Origin of the sequence: Paenibacillus sp. FSL L8-0644 (assembly GCF_038008165.1) — a bacterium.
Taxonomy (GTDB): Bacteria; Bacillota; Bacilli; order Paenibacillales; family Paenibacillaceae; genus Paenibacillus; species Paenibacillus polymyxa_D.
On record NZ_JBBOYN010000001.1, the window covers coordinates 2,490,650 to 2,504,600 of the forward strand.

At 46.8% G+C, this 13,951-nt stretch carries 16 protein-coding genes; 13 read left to right on the top strand and 3 right to left on the bottom strand.

Going from position 1 to position 13,951, the window contains the following annotated elements:
• Positions 1-4 precede the first annotated feature (4 nt).
• From NSS94_RS11445 to NSS94_RS11470, 6 genes are all read left to right on the top strand, one after another.
• Positions 5-472: a MarR family winged helix-turn-helix transcriptional regulator gene (locus tag NSS94_RS11445; protein ID WP_029519152.1), complete on the top strand. Its 468-nt coding sequence runs from the start codon at positions 5-7 to the stop codon at positions 470-472.
• Positions 473-565: 93 nt separating this feature from the next.
• A complete protein-coding gene (locus NSS94_RS11450; RefSeq protein ID WP_069010194.1) occupies positions 566-1,948 on the top strand; it encodes an MFS transporter in 1,383 nt (460 codons plus the stop codon).
• 80 nt (positions 1,949-2,028) lie between these two features.
• Entirely contained in the window at positions 2,029-2,598 is a 570-nt protein-coding gene (locus NSS94_RS11455) for a hypothetical protein (protein ID WP_029519154.1), read from the top strand.
• Between the two features lie 68 nt (positions 2,599-2,666).
• The gene (rpmG, locus tag NSS94_RS11460) at positions 2,667-2,816 is read left to right on the top strand and encodes a 50S ribosomal protein L33 (protein WP_013310116.1); all 150 of its coding nucleotides are present in this window, start codon (positions 2,667-2,669) and stop codon (positions 2,814-2,816) included.
• Between the two features lie 204 nt (positions 2,817-3,020).
• Positions 3,021-3,242, top strand: a complete 222-nt coding sequence (locus NSS94_RS11465) for a hypothetical protein (protein ID WP_238437774.1) — start codon at positions 3,021-3,023, stop codon at positions 3,240-3,242.
• An 84-nt stretch (positions 3,243-3,326) separates the two neighbouring features.
• Positions 3,327-3,572 (top strand): type B 50S ribosomal protein L31, encoded by a 246-nt coding sequence (locus NSS94_RS11470; protein ID WP_013310118.1) that lies wholly within the window; start codon positions 3,327-3,329, stop codon positions 3,570-3,572.
• Positions 3,573-3,683: 111 nt separating this feature from the next.
• Here the strand turns inward: NSS94_RS11470 and NSS94_RS11475 are convergent, their stop codons facing one another.
• The 3 genes from NSS94_RS11475 to NSS94_RS11485 are packed head-to-tail and all read right to left on the bottom strand — an operon-like array spanning position 3,684 to position 6,799.
• On the bottom strand, positions 3,684-4,793 hold the full coding sequence (locus tag NSS94_RS11475) for a CobW family GTP-binding protein (protein ID WP_341039313.1): 1,110 nt from the start codon (positions 4,791-4,793) through the stop codon (positions 3,684-3,686).
• Between the two features lie 18 nt (positions 4,794-4,811).
• Entirely contained in the window at positions 4,812-5,789 is a 978-nt protein-coding gene (locus NSS94_RS11480) for a TIGR03943 family putative permease subunit (RefSeq protein WP_029519156.1), read from the bottom strand.
• Positions 5,790-5,797: 8 nt separating this feature from the next.
• On the bottom strand, positions 5,798-6,799 hold the full coding sequence (locus NSS94_RS11485) for a permease (RefSeq protein WP_029519157.1): 1,002 nt from the start codon (positions 6,797-6,799) through the stop codon (positions 5,798-5,800).
• A 235-nt stretch (positions 6,800-7,034) separates the two neighbouring features.
• On the opposite strand from NSS94_RS11485, the gene NSS94_RS11490 reads away from it, so the two are divergent.
• The 7 genes from NSS94_RS11490 to NSS94_RS11520 all read left to right on the top strand — a co-directional run bounded on the left by NSS94_RS11490 (position 7,035) and on the right by NSS94_RS11520 (position 13,867).
• The gene (locus tag NSS94_RS11490; RefSeq protein WP_341039314.1) at positions 7,035-8,111 is read left to right on the top strand and encodes a CobW family GTP-binding protein; all 1,077 of its coding nucleotides are present in this window, start codon (positions 7,035-7,037) and stop codon (positions 8,109-8,111) included.
• Positions 8,108-9,232: a FecCD family ABC transporter permease gene (locus tag NSS94_RS11495; protein WP_318626565.1), complete on the top strand. Its 1,125-nt coding sequence runs from the start codon at positions 8,108-8,110 to the stop codon at positions 9,230-9,232. The genes NSS94_RS11490 and NSS94_RS11495 overlap by 4 nt, the downstream gene beginning before the upstream one ends.
• Complete coding sequence (locus NSS94_RS11500; protein ID WP_318626564.1) at positions 9,229-10,017, top strand: ABC transporter ATP-binding protein; 789 nt, start codon at positions 9,229-9,231, stop codon at positions 10,015-10,017. Before NSS94_RS11495 ends, NSS94_RS11500 begins: the two co-directional genes overlap by 4 nt.
• A 64-nt stretch (positions 10,018-10,081) precedes the next feature.
• Complete coding sequence (locus NSS94_RS11505) at positions 10,082-11,104, top strand: ABC transporter substrate-binding protein (RefSeq protein WP_340955340.1); 1,023 nt, start codon at positions 10,082-10,084, stop codon at positions 11,102-11,104.
• 217 nt (positions 11,105-11,321) lie between these two features.
• Entirely contained in the window at positions 11,322-12,029 is a 708-nt protein-coding gene (locus tag NSS94_RS11510; RefSeq protein WP_039273487.1) for a metal ABC transporter ATP-binding protein, read from the top strand.
• The gene (locus NSS94_RS11515) at positions 11,975-12,823 is read left to right on the top strand and encodes a metal ABC transporter permease (protein ID WP_341039315.1); all 849 of its coding nucleotides are present in this window, start codon (positions 11,975-11,977) and stop codon (positions 12,821-12,823) included. Before NSS94_RS11510 ends, NSS94_RS11515 begins: the two co-directional genes overlap by 55 nt.
• Positions 12,824-12,877: 54 nt before the next feature.
• Positions 12,878-13,867, top strand: coding sequence for a metal ABC transporter substrate-binding protein (locus NSS94_RS11520; RefSeq protein ID WP_029519164.1), 990 nt, complete (start codon positions 12,878-12,880; stop codon positions 13,865-13,867).
• The last annotated feature ends 84 nt before the right edge of the window (positions 13,868-13,951 follow it).

Genomic DNA, 13,951 nt, shown 5'->3' on the forward strand with positions numbered 1-13,951 from the left:
TGAGATGGGAAGCGAGGTGTATCCCGTTTGTCTTCCTTGGGAGGAAGAGAGCACGATGTATTTAATTAAATGGATTTTCACTACCGTCCGGCGCGAAATTGAAATAGCACTGCGCCCTTTGGGGCTCACCTCCCCACAATCGCAGACGCTCTATATACTGGCGATGTCGCCTGGAGTCACCAATACGGATTTGGAAAAGCTATTGCTTATTGATAAATCAAGCGTTACTAGCCTGGTTAACGGGATCGTTAAGAAAAACTGGGCAGTACGCAAAAGTCACCCGGAAGATGCACGCATGAAGCAAATCTATTTGACTGAGGAAGGCTTGAAGATTCACAAGGTAGCTGAACGTACTATTGAGGCAATTAAAAGCTCGGTAGGGGAAACGTTATCTGTCGGAGAATCGGAGACGCTGCGCGGCCTGCTTAAAAAAATTCTCCGCGACTACCACCCTGCGGACGCCCGTGCATGAGCGAATATATAGAGATTTTACCCGGATAGGGGTATTCAAAAGCAGTGAATTACGATCTTAGATAAGAGGTTTACAGGAGAGGGAGACAACCAAATGATAAATGAACAAACTTATCCGAATGCGGATAAGCTTATGCGTGTGCTAGCTTTCACACTTGTTTTTTCAGTGATGAACGCTTTTATGTTTAATGTCGTTATGCCTGTGATTCGAGAGGAGTTTCATATTAGTGCTTCCGATGTAAGTTGGTTGCTGACTGGCTATATGATCGTGTATGCGGTTGGCTCGGTGACCTACGGCAAATTGGCAGATAAATATCGTCTTAAGGATTTGCTGACGTTTGGGATTATCTTTTTTGCACTGGGTTCGCTTATTGGACTGTTGGCCAATCAATTTTGGATGCTCATTGTAGCTCGTTTGCTTCAGGCTGCAGGGGCTGCTGTTATTCCGGCCACTGCTATGATCGTCCCAGTCCGTTATTTCTCGGCTGAAAAAAGAGGACGTGCTTTGGGCGTCACAGCAATCGGCTTGGCGTTAGGTACTGCACTGGCTCCGATTATTTCCGGTTTGATCACAGGCTTTGCAAGCTGGCGTTTTTTGTTCGTCATTTCCATGCTGCCACTGATCGCATTGCCGTTCTTTCGTAAATATTTGGACGATCAGCGTGGAGAGGATCAGAAGTTCGATTTTCTTGGTGGATTATTGCTGGGTGGAACAGTAGCCTTCTTATTACTTTCGATTTCGCAAACCAATATGATGTTTTTTCTGGTCGGTATGGTGCTGTTTGCACTGTTTATATGGCGCATTAACACTGCACATGACCCATTCATCCAGCCGAAGCTGTTCCGTAACAAACAATATTCATACGGGCTCCTTATCGCTTTTTTAGGGACGGGGATTAGCTTTGGATTGCCGTACTTGGCACCGCAGTTTCTGAACAGTCTCAATCAGCTTACGCCCGCAATAATTGGACTGGTTATGTTTCCGGCTGCTATTGCTTCGGCTCTATTGGGTAAAAGAGGGGGGCGTTTGGCGGATAGCAAAGGAAATTCGTTTCTCGTCTATACAGCTGTATCGCTTTTGTTTATTTGTTTTATCAGCTTGTCTACGTTTGTGGGTGCGTCTCCGTATCTGATTTTGTTTTTGCTTATTTTCGGAAACGTAGGTCAGACCTTCATGCAAATTGCCATGTCCAACACGATTTCTCGTACCTTGTCGAAAGACCAGATTGGTGTTGGAATGGGGCTGCTATCTCTGCTGAATTTCATTGCCGGAGCGATTACGACAAGTATCTTGGGCAAAACGCTAGATAGTTCGTCGTCCTTTCATCTGAATCCTGTCGTATCTAATGTGCAGGTGTTCAACTTTAGCAATATTTTTACGGTGCTTGCACTGATTGCGCTTGTGACGATGGGACTTTATGCGTTGCAATTCCGAAGGGGTCCACGCGGTAATACGCCTGCTGTTGAACAAGGATAAACATTTGATGTAACCTCATGCCAAAACAAGGGTATAATATAGAAGGAAAAGTTCATCTATGGAAGGACGGAGTGTCCGGCATGACAAGAAACCTTCAATATGTACCCTATGGTTATGAGCCTCCGATCGAGACGCATAAAGGGACCATGGTCTACTATGATACGTTCGAGCAGATTACAGCCAGAGAGCTGGAGCTTTTTGCCGAAACGGGGGCTGCATTATCTTTTACAAAGCTGGTGCTGTATCCGCTGCATGAAGAAACCGTCAGAAGAATGTGGAAGCAGCCGGTACGTTCGTATTACAAGCGGGTGGACGAGCTGGGAGAGTGGCAGCGGGAGCAGGCTTTGAGTGCTGTTGTCATTGAGAGCTGGGAAGGTAAGCGTAAAAAGTATACGCCGATTGAAGCAGCTATTCGTTTTTTGGCGGAAAAGTATACGACCCCACTTTTTTTGTACATGAGTCCTGAAATGGCAAATTTGTGCGCTTCCTATGCATCGTTTGGAGAATGGATTAGAAATGTCAGATTGGTGCTTTCGAGCGAACCACTACAACTTCATCCGAAGCTTGCACAGTACCGTAATCGCTGGAACACGGTAGAAGAAGCGATAAACCGTGACTCTAAGGTTGACAAAGCGGAGCATGAATTATAGAATAAAACTAATCGTAAAAATTACTATTGTAATTGTATACCATGTATTCCAATTAAGGAGGAAGAGAAATGCGCGTAATTGTTACCTTGGCATGCACCGAATCCGGTGACCGCAACTATACAACAACTAAGAACAAAAGAAATCATCCGGACCGTCTTGAAATGAAAAAATACTCTCCGCGTCTGAAAAAGTACACGATCCATCGTGAAACTAGATAATTTGAGGCCTGCTGTATAGCAACCTGAATTATCCTGCTTCCTGAGCGAAGCCTGTTAAGTTTGCAAAAGCCTGCGTTATGGAACCGGCGAAAACTTGAATTAGTCCAGTGGACAGAGCGTCTAAAGTTAAAGCTTGCATCTAAGAGAACGGCTTTTTTTCACGGCTGTATGATAGATGCTGAGCTACATGGCACGCTTTGCCTTTTGAATCGAAAGCACGTGGCTACCGACTTCTCCTGTGCTGGTGTCAGCATTTGGGACGAGCCGGAGGACCATTCACTATATGCTTATATAACGATGAAGGCTGACGAAAGATCCGGAGCGTTCGTGCAATGGGCGATGCGATATATGCGGCATCGTTTGCTTGTCGTTTACGAGCTTGAGCGCCAACCGTTAAGGTCTGTCGTCTTTTTTTCTGGGACATAACCGTTCCTTTTGCCAACTGATGGAGTATTGCGCCAGTACGTTTGAGGTTGAAACTAAAACTACATGAAAGATTAGGTGAAACTAATGAAAAAAGATATTCATCCAACATTGAACAAAGTTATCTTTTTGGACCCTAGCTGTGGATTTACTTTCCTGAGTGCTTCCACTAAATATTCGCAAGAAACGATGGAATGGGAAGATGGTAACACATACCCAGTTATCCGTGTAGATACTAGCTCCGCTTCCCACCCGTTCTTCACTGGTAAACAAAGAAACGTGGATATCGGTGGCCGTGTGGATCGCTTTAACAAAAAATATAACCTTAAGTAAGAACAGTCGAGCGTTGTGTTCATGGATTATGCTTATAATCCGTGAACATCGCTTTTTAAAAAACCTCCTGCATCTGCAGGAGGTTTTTTTGTCTTAATTTAGACCTGTTATTTATAGCGAAATGAAGCACTGTTCCCATTGGTCGGTAATGGATGCTTTGTCGAGCTGCTCCCCAATGAGCGTGACATATCCCTGACTCACGGGAAGTGCAGTAGGCTGCCACTCCAAGTGATTTCCTGAAAATTGCAAAAGCATTGTCCCTTCCTGAGGAAGCACGCAATAACCTTTCGCTCGAAGCAGAGAGGAGCCTAGCCCTGTCAGAAAGCGCTCCAATCGTTGTTTTTCGAGTGGCTGAGGAGAATATTGATGCAGCGTTAAGCTCTCCAAATGGGAAAACGAGTGGGTCTGGTTGGGATCGTGGCTGTGGCTATGACTGTGTGCAGAAATAACTTTGAACGGCGTACTTATAGAGGTAATACTGGGTCGTCCGGAACTTTTGACGGGAATGGGGACAGACAGTGCATCTGCATCAGTGGGCTGGACCTGTGCAGGTGCTGGTTGAGGTGTCTGTACAGGTTTCGCGGCAACGGATGTGGAGGCCAGAACAGGCTCTAGCAATGGTTCAAGGTCAACCCGGCTATATTCAGTAGTTTGCAGCTTGGCCGTATCGTTGAGCTTGCGGATGCTTTTGACGACCCTCGTCACTTCACGGCTGCTTGCTGCATCCGTCTTGTTCACCACAATGAAGTCTGCGGTGCGCAGTTGTCCGTGCAGGGTGCGAACCAGTTCTTTATCAGCCGTAAAACGGCTATTGTATTCATGGAACAGCTCAGCATCCACAACACTGATGCTGTGAACCAGATAAAGCTGATCTGCCAGTAGAGGGGAGCGAAGCTCCTCCAGTACTTGTTCGGGGTTGGCTACCCCGGTGGTCTCCATGAAGATCAGATCTGGCTCCTGGCTGAGCAGGGTATGCAAAGCCCCTGCCAGTTCATTTCTTTTGCTGCAACAAATGCAGCCTTCTAGCAATCCTTCTACTGTTACGTCAGGCATTTCCTCTGAAATTATAGCGCTGTCTACATTATATTCACCCATTTCGTTCATTAAAACAACAGCACGAAGGGGAATTTGGCGGGTATGGGCTAACAGGCGCAAAAGCAGTGTTGTTTTGCCGCTTCCAAGAAAACCACTGATTAAAATAACAGGAACTTTGTTCATCATTTTTCCTCCTTGGCGGGGTTAGTGTGTTGTGTTCAAGCGATCAAAGGTAGCTACCGAGTCTGCTTGGGTATAGACATAAGGGGATTCTGGCTGCTCGACAGCGGTTATTTTTTCGGATCGAATTTCAAGTACGGGAGCGTTTCCCTTTTGTGCGGTATGCAGTGTTCCTTCAATGGTCACCCAGGTATCCTTGTCAAAGGACGGGGCTTTCTGGGATTGGACGATGATCCCGAAGGGCATGGCATCGGCAGTACAGCACATGACGAGGAATCTTCCTACTGCAAAAAGCCCTTTACCCGGCAGATTGTCGTCTTTATAAACAAAGCCAGTCACCTGTACTTTTTTTCCTTCAAAAGCTTGTTTATATAATTCAATGGCTCCAATAGTTTCGGAAAAAATCTCTGGCTTGATCTGTATGATAGGTTGCTGATACAGGCGTTTCGCCAGTTCGGCGAATTCCACATTGTACTTATCAGGCGGAACGAACAGCTTATCCAGCGTTTCCTGACTCCATTTCCCCTCTGGAGGGGGCGAAGTGGGGACAGAAGATGCAGTTGATAAAAGGGAGGAGGTGGATGCTTTCGTGGTCTGTGTATCTGTTTTCCGTCGGATGTCCGGGTTGGGATACGTGAAGGACATGCCTTTTTTGGCGGCCATATCACTACCAAGTGCCTGATTGGGCAGCAAAGAACCGAATAGGAGCGGAATGAGCAGCATTCCATATACGAGTGTTTTTTTGAACCAGCTTTGCGGCAACGGGTGCTCACAATCACATACATCCTCACCGTCCCGCCCCCCAACGATTCCGTGCCATGCCATCGCCAATGCGATGAACAAGAGGGGTACAGGACAGAGTAGGAGTAGCTTTTGCATATGGGGAGCTAGGTAGTAATGAAGTGCATTCGTGCGGCTTAATGAGATGATGTATACAGCCAATCCGATCATGAGCAAGGAGCGAATGCCATATTGCCAGCGGATGCTAAAGGTTGAATTCACGTTTGTATTCACCTCCCCAATAACCATTCAGCAGCTATAGAACCCACTAGAACAAGTGAAACAATGAGCAAGGCCAGGATGGCGACAAATTTGGTGCGGAAGGTGCTTAGTAGCATGAGCGTGCCTTTGAAATCTAGCATCGGACCAAGTACAAGAAAGGCCGCCAGTGGACCCAGTGTAAAGGTATGTGAAAAAGCAGTGGCTACAAAGGCATCAGAGGTGGAACACAGCGACAGTATGTAGGCAAAACCCATCATAAAGGCGTACGATCCGACCGTTCCTTCACTTAACGAAAGCATCTCATTACGTGGGATGAAGGTTTGGATGCAGGCTGTCAATAATGCGCCGATAATGAGATATTTACTCATGTCCAAAAACTCGTCCCCAGCATGTACAAAAAATCCCCGCCATGTGCGATTATGCCGATGAGTCTGATTGTTCTGCTTTTGCTGGTTAAAAGAGAGTAACGACCGTTTGAGCGGATGTACTCGCACAAAGGCATACACGATCAGTCCGATGATCGCGGAAACGGTAAAAGCCAAACCCGTTCGAACGGCAGTGACCTCGGGATGGGAAGGGAAAGCCATCATCGTCGCAGCCAGTACCACGGGATTGATAATGGGCCCGCTTAAAATAAAAGTGATACCCATATAGGCAGGCATTCCCTTGAGCATTAATTGGCGAACGACAGGGATCATGCCGCATTCACAGATGGGAAACAGTATACCTAGTAAGGAGGCCAGCAGGACACCCGGTACAGGATGTGCAGGCGCTATTTTGCGAATCCATGTCTCCGGTACAAGCCACTGCAAAAGGGATGAGACGAGCACACCGATCAGGAGAAACGGAACAGCTTCCAGAAAAATACCCATAAATACCGTTTTTAATGGCTGCAGCTGCCCCACATCTAACAAACGAAGCCACTGGGGAGATAGCGTGACAAGCACAGGGATGAGAAAGGCAAACGGAATCATAAAAGGCAGCATCTTCAACAGCGTACTGTTTTTCATTCCACGTCTCCTTGGGAATAAGGGTTCTTATCTACAGCCTATGTCTGTAAGGGGACAATCATGCCCGCCGGATTGTGTGTGAATCACCTCCCTATATTGACAAATCTGAGCATGCTCATATATATTTATACTCATTAATAGTAATTATTACGATTAAAATCCGATAAATGATTGCAAGAAGGAAATTTTTAAGGTACGATCCATATTAAATGTTGCAAAGACAAGGAGGGGTTATATGATACCGATTGTTGTTTTATCCGGTTTTTTGGGTAGCGGTAAAACCACTCTTCTTCAGCATGCGCTGGCTTACTACAAGGAAAAGGGTCTCAAGCCAGCCATTTTGATGAATGAGTTGGGTGATGTTAATCTGGACGGTAGTTTGGTGAATGGACAAGCACCCATGAAGGAAATGCTCAGTGGCTGTATATGCTGTACCATTCGCGGGGACTTGGGCGTCGAGCTCATGAATCTTGCTGAGGAATATAAGCCGGACGTGATTATTGTAGAATGTACCGGAGTGGCTAACCCGATGGAGATTGTAGATGCAGTGACAGACGCCTCAATTTATTCTACTATGATATTACAATCCGTTATCACGGTCATAGACGCGCGTCAATTTTTGGATTTTGCCTCGGGGAACGAGAGAAGCAAATCGCTTCGTTTGATGCAGGATCAGCTTCGATGCGCTTCCAAACTGATTATTAACAAGACCGATTTATTGGCTGCGGGCGAGTTACAGAAAGTACAGGCCCTCGTAAAAGAGTTAAATCCATATGTTTTGACTGTGAGCACGCAACGAAGTGACGTGGACGCTGGAATTTTTTTCTCCACTCAAGGAGAGGAGCGTATGGATGTTTCGCGACATAAGGAATCCGCAGTTGATATTGAGAGTGAACATCCTCATTTGGAAAATCATCTGCACACGTATGACCATGATGACCATACAGATCATCAGTCTCATGACCATGACCACGAACACGAACACGAACATGGGGAGCATTATCATTCCTACGACCATGTAGTTGTTCACACGCATTTTTTTGGACAACCTGTGCCACGCTACGAGTTTGAACAGTTGTTCCGCAGTTTGCCAGCTGAAATTTATCGGGCCAAAGGAATTGTGCGGTTTCTGGAATCAGAGGGTCAGATGATGTTTCAATTTGCCTATCGGGAGATGGAAATCATTCCGATCCGCCCGCAAAAGCCAGTGAACGATGTAGCGGTGGTCATGGGTGAGAATTTCTCTGCTTCCGCGGTCGAGGAACAATTGAGAAAGCTGGAAGCGGCCGAAAAGCCATTGAGTAATTCATGACTTCGAGAACGAGTCACCTTAATCCATCAAGACCTAATCCATCGCAACATCATTCTCGTGCACACCTAGCGGGCAAGCCTACTTGGGGATTTACAACAATTCTGCTGCTGACTGCTGGGCTGTTGCTTTCGGTCACACTCGCGGTCATGCTGGGCCCTGTAGCTGTCGCACCGGGGACGATATGGCGAATTGCACTGTCCCATCTTCCCTGGCTGGACCAGTGGATACCCGTGACATGGACCAAGCCTGAGCAATATATCGTTTGGGAAATCCGCTTTCCGCGCGTGTTGTTAGGTGTTGTCGTAGGAGCAGGACTTGCTGTTACAGGGGCGACTATACAGGCATTAATTCGTAATTCGTTAGCGGATCCCTATATTTTAGGAGTCTCGTCTGGGGCTTCGGTGACAGCCACATTGGTAATTGTGTTCGGAGCTTTCGGATTTTTAGGACGACTTGCGCTGCCTTTATCTGCTTTTATAGGATCGTTAACTGCAATGCTTATGGTGTTCGCGTTAGCACGTGTGGCTGGGAGCATATCGACGACCCGCTTATTGCTGGCAGGGGTGGCGGTGTCTATGATGCTGTCGGCTGTGACTAGCTTTATCGTGACGATGGCCCCGAATGAAAAAGGCATTCGTGACGCGATGTATTGGATGATGGGAAGTCTGGCAGGTGCTCAATGGGACACGCTTTTCATTCCAAGCCTTATTGTAGTCGTTGGAACGGCTGTGCTTCTGACCCGATACCGGTCGCTGAATGCTTTGCTAACGGGTGAAGAGACCGCAGTAACGCTTGGTGTGAACGTACAGGCGTTCCGCGTATTACTGGTTGTGGTGGCGTCTCTTTTAACCGGGGCAGTCGTATCTGTGAGTGGCTCGATTGGCTTTGTCGGACTTATGATTCCGCACATCGTTAGACTGATAGTGGGATCAGATCATCGGCGTGTACTGCCCGTCAGTCTGTTAGCAGGAGCTATTTTTGTCGTGTGGGCTGATGTATGTGCCCGGCTTGTGCTGGCTCCACAGGAGCTGCCGATTGGTATTGTGACGGCTGTGTGCGGAGGACCTTTTTTTGTGTGGCTGCTGCGTCGTAGTTCCTACTCGTTTGGAGGCGAAAAATGAATATAGAAGTCGAATGTGTGACCTTCAGTATTCACGACAAACGGCTGATCGACGACATCTGTCTCCAGGTAAAAGCAGGGGAACTAGTCGGATTGATCGGTCCGAATGGTAGCGGGAAGTCGACGTTGCTCAAAAATATGTATCGTGTGCTAAAGCCTGACAGTGGTGTGGTTACGTTGGATGGCCAGGATATGCTACGGATGAAGTATAAAGAGACAGCCCGACAAATGGCAGTGGTGAGTCAGGATACGCCGCAAACGTTTGATTTTTCAGTACGGGACATCGTCCTGATGGGTCGCCATCCGCATAAGAAACTGTTGGAAGCAGATACTGTCGTCGATCATGAACTGGTCGAGCAGGCGCTGGAGCGGGTAGGCATGAATGCTCAGGCAGATCAGGGCTTTGCCACCTTATCCGGCGGCGAAAAGCAACGGGTATTGATCGCCAGAGCTTTGGCCGGGCAGGCGAAATTTCTTGTTTTGGATGAGCCGACGAATCATCTGGACATCCGGTATCAGCTGCAAATTCTGGATTTGGTCAAAACACTTCGGATAACTACGCTAGCTGCACTGCATGATTTGAATTTAGCGGCATTTTATTGCGATCGAATGTATGTATTAAAAGAAGGCAAAGTGGTAGCCTCCGGCATAACAGAGGATGTGCTTCAGCCAGACCTGCTGTGGAGTGTATTCGGGGTCGAGACAGAAATCTGCATTCATCCAAAAACCGGAAAGCCGAATATTACCTTCTTACCGGATTCTCTCAGGAGAGGAGGCCATCCATGATGTTAACAGAAAAGGCGATACGATGAGGTAAGATTAACTACAAATAAAAGAGGAGACGGTACATATGAAAAGATATAGCAGGCCCGCGTTACCGCTGGTTATGCTCGCTTTGGCAATGATGCTGTTGTTATCAGCCTGTGCAGCAGGAAACACGGCCCAAACAAGCGATCCATCCGCAAACGGGCAGCAACCTGCCGCATCCCAATCAGCAACCAAGGAGACGTCGGTAGAGCTTGAGAACATGGGCGTTAAAATGGCATTTCCCGAGGCGCCTAAACGCGCGGTTACACTGAACCAGCACGCGACTGAGGTTATGCTGGCTCTTGGACTGGAATCCTCTATGGTAGGAACTGCGTATTTGGATGATCAGATTTTGCCAAAATATAAGGCTCAATATGACAAAATCCCGGTACTGGCCGAACAATATCCGTCCAAAGAGGTGTTTATGGCCGCTGCACCGGATTTTGCCTATGCGGGCTGGAAGAGTGCCTTTAATGATAAAAATCTGGGTTCCCGTGAGGAGCTAGCCAAACAAGGGGTGCTGACCTATATACAGGAGTCCTCAAATAAGTCGGGCCCCACATTAGAAGATGTATATCAGGATATACTAAATATTGGGCGTATTTTTAGGGTTGAGGAGCGTGCAGAAAAGCTGGTAAATGAAATGCGTGAACAAGTGCAGTCCATTCAGACTCAAATTGGTGTTGTTGAACAGGCACCCAAGGTGTTTGTTTATGACAGCGGAGAAGACAAGCCCTTTACGGCTGCCAACAATTATCTAACGTCTTTGATTGAAAGTGTGAAGGCGAAAAATATTTTTGATGATATCGACAAAAGTTTTACTGAGGTAAGCTGGGAAGAGGTTGTGAACCGTAATCCTGACGTCATTGTCATTCTCGACTATGGAGATACTTCACTGGCGGATAAAGAGAAGCTACTCCTGAGCAAGCCTGCATTAGCTGGTGTGGAAGCGATCAAAAATAAACGCTTTATAGTCCTGCCATTGTCCGCGGCGGCTGAAGGCGTGCGTGCACCAATTGCACTGAAAACCTTGGCTGCAGGCTTGTACCCGGACAAAGTGAAGTAAACAAACAAAAGAGTTGCCAAAACATTGACGAACCTTGCCTAAACTGTTAAACTTGCTAATGCGTAAAGGTTACGTTTATCAAACGCTTATTTTTTTATCACCAAATCGTAATAATTACGGTAGATGGTTTAATGATCATAAACGACCTGGAGAATCTGCGCAAAGGATGATTGCTCAGATGGCTCCAGGCTTTTTAAAGGAAAAGGAGATTTGCGTCATGTTATTGGCCTCATTGGAACAGGTCACATTTGGCTACGGAGATGTTCCTAACTTGGTGGATGCCAATGTTGAAATTTTTTCGGGAGAATTTGTAGCCATTACCGGACCGAATGGTGCTTCCAAGTCAACCATGCTCAAACTGTTGCTCGGCTTGCTTCAGCCTTGGAAGGGCAAGGTGTTCATGTCTAATCGTACAGGTGAAGGCAAAAAGCTCGTTGTTGGATTTGTATCCCAACAAATTGCCGCCTTCAATGGCGGATTTCCAAGTACGATTTTGGAATTTGTCCGTTCAGGAAGATATACTCATGGCTCTTGGTTACGCCGTATGCGGTCTGAGGATCATGATCTGACGGAGCAGGCGCTGCGTCAGGTAGGCATGTGGGATTTGCGTCACCGTAAAATCGGCGAATTGTCCGGTGGACAGAAGCAGCGTATTTGTGTGGCAAGAGCGCTCGCTCAGGAATCGGATTTGCTCATTTTGGATGAGCCTACGACCGGAATGGATCAGGAAAGCCGCTACCACTTCTACGATCTGATGAATCAACAGGTTAAGGAATATGGAAGAACCGTGGTCATGGTGACCCATGGACTATCGGAAGTGCAACATTATCTGGATCGAATTATTGAGCTTGAGAGGAAGGAAGATGGCGGATGGAAATGTTGCACTACGACTTCATGCAGCGGGCATTTTGTGCCGGTGGGGTAATTGCACTGCTGGCCTCGGTGCTTGGAGTATACTTGATGCTACGGCGTCAGGCTCTCATGGCGGACATGCTATCGCATGTATCGCTGGCAGGGGTGGCAGCAGGTGCCTATTTAGGCATTAACCCGACGATAACCGGATTTATTGTTGCCGTAATCGGCGCGATTATCGTTGAGTACGTCCGCAGGTCTTATAAAACATATAGTGAGATATCTGTGGCTATTATTATGGTAGGTGGCCTCTCGACGGCCGTTATTTTAATGAATCTGAATCAGAGCATCAACAAAGGATTTTCCGCTTATTTATTTGGTTCGGTAGTAGCTGTCAATCAGACAGAGCTGATGTTGATGATCGTTGTGGCTGTGATCGGAGGTATTTTCTTTTTCGTGTTTCGGCGCCCTTTGTATCAGATTACTTTTGATGAAGAAACGGCGAAGACCAACGGTCTTCCTGTCAAGTCCATCTCATTTGCATTTAGTATTTTAACAGGGATGATTGTAGCTGCTGCAATGCCGATTGTCGGTGTGCTGCTTGTCTCCTCACTCATCGTGCTCCCTGCAGCGCTGGCGATTCGAATTGCACCGAGCTTCGCGGCAGCCATCTGGATATCTATGGTCACTGCATTGATCGGCGTATTTATGGGTTTAACGGCATCGTATGAACTTAGTACACCCCCAGGGGGGACAATTGCCATGGTGCTGTTATTATTCCTGATTGTAGGAGTTGGTATACAAAAGCTGGTCCGCAAGCTGGGCAAGCAACAGGCTTCGCGACGGCAGAATGCGGCAGGTCAGTGAGTGTAATTACAGTGAGAATAACTAAAAAATCTAACGGATAAAGGAGTAATGAATATGAATACATGGTTCAAAAAATCATTTGTATTGTCTGCGGGACTAGCACTTATTTTGTCTGGCTGCGGAGCCAAATCTGATAATACAGCTACAAACGCTTCCCAAACCGAGCCGAATGCGGCACAAACAGCAGACAAGCTGAATGTGGTCACCACTTTTTATCCAATGTATGAATTTACCAAGCAAGTTGCTGGAGACCATGCTAACGTAACCGCGTTGATTCCAGCTGGTGCCGAGCCGCATGACTGGGAACCGAGCGCCAAAGATATGGCACAGGTAAAGGATGCTGACGTGTTTGTTTATAACGGTATCGTCGAAGGCTGGGCAGAACAGGCTTTGAGTAGCGCGTCCAACGATAAGCGTGTTGTAGTTGAAGCGAGCAAAGGGTTAAACCTGATGGAAGGCACCGCTGAGGAGGAAGAAGGAGAAGAAGCACATGCAGAGGAAGGCCATGATCACGATCATGTGATGGACCCTCATGTATGGCTTAATCCAGTCTTGGCCCAAAAAGAAGTGGAGTCCATTGAAGCAGGGCTTGTAGCAGCCGATCCAGCAAACAAAGCTGATTATGAGAAAAACGCTGATGCTTATATCGCCAAGCTGAAAGAGCTGGATACCGAGTTCAAAACAGGTCTGAAAGATGTAAAACGTAAAGACTTTATTACGCAGCATGCTGCTTTTGGTTATTTAGCTAAGCAATATGGTCTGACCCAAGTACCCATTGCCGGATTATCTCCAGAGCAAGAGCCTACACCGGACAAGCTGGCGGGTATTATCAAATTCGCTAAAGAAAATAATGTGAAAACGATTTTCTTCGAAACTCTTGTTGATCCGAAGGTCGCTGAGACCGTAGCTACTGAAATCGGTTCAAAAACCGATGTACTGAATCCGCTCGAAGGATTGACGGATGAAGACAAACAGAAGAACCTGGATTACCTTGGTGTGATGAAAAACAATCTGGAGGCTTTGAAAAAAGCTCTGAATGAATAAGAAATGCTAAACGAATAAGTTTATAAACTGAGGTCGGAATGATACCGACCTCAGTTTTTTTTATAACTATCCAAGAAGATTGTG

Bases quoted from the DNA above. Each gene is read 5' to 3' on its own strand.
- NSS94_RS11445 (WP_029519152.1), top strand. From the start codon at position 5: ATGGGAAGCGAGGTGTATCCCGTTTGTCTTCCTTGGGAGGAAGAGAGC.
- NSS94_RS11450 (WP_069010194.1), top strand. From the start codon at position 566: ATGATAAATGAACAAACTTATCCGAATGCGGATAAGCTTATGCGTGTG.
- NSS94_RS11455 (WP_029519154.1), top strand. From the start codon at position 2,029: ATGACAAGAAACCTTCAATATGTACCCTATGGTTATGAGCCTCCGATC.
- rpmG (WP_013310116.1), top strand. From the start codon at position 2,667: ATGCGCGTAATTGTTACCTTGGCATGCACCGAATCCGGTGACCGCAAC.
- NSS94_RS11470 (WP_013310118.1), top strand. From the start codon at position 3,327: ATGAAAAAAGATATTCATCCAACATTGAACAAAGTTATCTTTTTGGAC.
- NSS94_RS11475 (WP_341039313.1), bottom strand. From the start codon at position 4,793: ATGATGAACAAAGTTCCTGTTATTTTAATCAGTGGTTTTCTTGGAAGC.
- NSS94_RS11485 (WP_029519157.1), bottom strand. From the start codon at position 6,799: ATGAAAAACAGTACGCTGTTGAAGATGCTGCCTTTTATGATTCCGTTT.
- NSS94_RS11490 (WP_341039314.1), top strand. From the start codon at position 7,035: ATGATACCGATTGTTGTTTTATCCGGTTTTTTGGGTAGCGGTAAAACC.
- NSS94_RS11495 (WP_318626565.1), top strand. From the start codon at position 8,108: ATGACTTCGAGAACGAGTCACCTTAATCCATCAAGACCTAATCCATCG.
- NSS94_RS11500 (WP_318626564.1), top strand. From the start codon at position 9,229: ATGAATATAGAAGTCGAATGTGTGACCTTCAGTATTCACGACAAACGG.
- NSS94_RS11505 (WP_340955340.1), top strand. From the start codon at position 10,082: ATGAAAAGATATAGCAGGCCCGCGTTACCGCTGGTTATGCTCGCTTTG.
- NSS94_RS11510 (WP_039273487.1), top strand. From the start codon at position 11,322: ATGTTATTGGCCTCATTGGAACAGGTCACATTTGGCTACGGAGATGTT.
- NSS94_RS11515 (WP_341039315.1), top strand. From the start codon at position 11,975: ATGGAAATGTTGCACTACGACTTCATGCAGCGGGCATTTTGTGCCGGT.
- NSS94_RS11520 (WP_029519164.1), top strand. From the start codon at position 12,878: ATGAATACATGGTTCAAAAAATCATTTGTATTGTCTGCGGGACTAGCA.